1 protein-coding gene is annotated in these 1,842 nt (G+C 57.9%); it reads right to left on the bottom strand.

Annotated features, from left to right (window positions below; all coding sequences use genetic code 11):
• Positions 1-473: 473 nt before the first annotated feature.
• Positions 474-1,211, bottom strand: coding sequence for a response regulator transcription factor (locus KBI52_RS01670; RefSeq protein ID WP_210804894.1), 738 nt, complete (start codon positions 1,209-1,211; stop codon positions 474-476).
• Positions 1,212-1,842: the final 631 nt, after the last annotated feature.

The raw sequence follows: 1,842 nt of genomic DNA, 5'->3' as shown, positions 1-1,842 counted from the left end.
CCAGCCTTTTCAATAACGTCAGATGGCCAGTAAACGGTGGTCACGCTGATCTATTCCATCACGGAATGTTCAAGACTGTTTCAGAACGATTTGCGTCGATGCATCATTGCCGCCAGCAAATACCCGAAAGCTTGGGAGTGCCCAAAGTGACGGGGGGATTGTAGCCTGCCTCGTTTGCTCGGTCCTATGCTCTGCACATCTGTCAGATCTAAACGCTATCCTGCGAAAGGCTGGTCGGATCATCACCCAACACCGACTTCTTTCGCGGGCGGAACTGGCCTGTTCGTCCCTGGTGCTTGACGAAGCCACAAGGACGGTGGCAACGGTCACCGTTCGGGAGAAACACGGCGGCAAGTGCGGCGGCGCCGCGTCGGTTCACTATGGAAATCGACCTGAAAACCGGAGCCGCTCAATGGGACAGGAACGCCGACACGGAGAAGAAGCCGATTCCACGGTGAGTCCGCAGCACCAGACTATTCAGCGGCGGTCATGGTCCCGTCGTTCGCTGCGAAATCCATATGCTGTTGCGCCCACATCGCCGCCTGGGTGCGATTAGCTGCCTTGATCTTCCGCAGGATGCCCTTGAGGTGGACTTTGACCGTGGCTTCAGCCACTCCAAGTTCTCGTGCAATGTGCTTGTTTGAGGCGCCGAGGGTCAGATGGCTCAGGATCTGGGTTTCGCGTCCTGAAAGTCTGCCGGCAATCCCAGTGGCCGCAGGGCCGATGACCACGGCGCCATCCGGGCGAGCCTGATGCTGGCGAATCGCGTCATCCCACAGGTTGAGTGCCAATGCCGGTGCGATGAAGGCTTCCCCCAGCATGATCAGTTCAAGCGCCTTGATCAGGGCCTCACGCTTCATCCCCGTTGAGCAAACCCCGTCCAAGCCTGCCTGAAAGGTCTGGGCCATGGCTGCGGGTTCCATGCTCTCAGTCAGCAGAACCACTCGAGCCGAAGGCCATTGCGCCTTGCAGTGCTCGATGGTCTCACTCAGGTCATCAGTCGCCGGGCTGCTGTAGATAAGGCACAGGACAGGCCCTTCTGGTGACCGGTCGGGCTTCTCGTCCGACACAATGAAGTGCGTTCCTGAGAGCATGTGGCTGACGCCACTGCGGATGAGCGCATTCTGGCAAACCAGAACAGTGGTCACAACGGCAGGTGCATTCTGAGCAATCGAGAGGATGTGCTCATTGTAGACGACGTCATGGTTCATGATTGTGTAGCCCCTAATTATGTTCAGCAATTTGCATCCGAGAGGACCCATGCTGGCCATCAGTGCTCGCTGAGAGGAGCCTTGATGGATAGGAGCATCAACCCAAGATGGGTCCACGTGAGCTGGACCTTGCAGCCCTTAACGACTGGTTAAGGTGTTGGTTCCTCCGCCAGGGCTACCACTGGAGAGGTAGTTCGCTGCGTCGCATAGGTATGGTGATAGAGCTCCGATTGAACACGGCAGGACGCGGAACGGCACGTGAAGCTCTATTGGATGAAAACCTCTGAGGCTTGGCCTGACAATAGCTGGCTGGAGACGAGCTGGACCTGCTTCGACGAAAGCAGGCCAGATCGGAACAGCGACAGCCGCTGGCACACCTACATCGGCAACATTCATCAGGAACCACATGGGCCACAAGTGGGCACGTGGACGTGGAGCCTGACCGCCACCCCACCCGGCCCGGCGCTTCCATTCTCGAGAAAAGGCAGGGAAGCCAAGCGAGGGGATGCTGGGCGGCGCTTGACTGAGGCCTATGAGCGGATGCTGCGGTTCTATGGGCGCCTTGTGCCTTTGGTCCTGACCCGTCAAACTGGTCCATTGGGAGGACAACTTTTTCGGGCATTTTGATCCT

This window comes from Microvirga sp. HBU67558 (genome assembly GCF_018069605.1).
Taxonomy (GTDB): Bacteria; Pseudomonadota; Alphaproteobacteria; order Rhizobiales; family Beijerinckiaceae; genus Microvirga; species Microvirga terrae.
The sequence above is the reverse complement of the archived record's forward strand: the minus strand, read 5'-3'. Positions and strand labels throughout refer to the sequence as shown.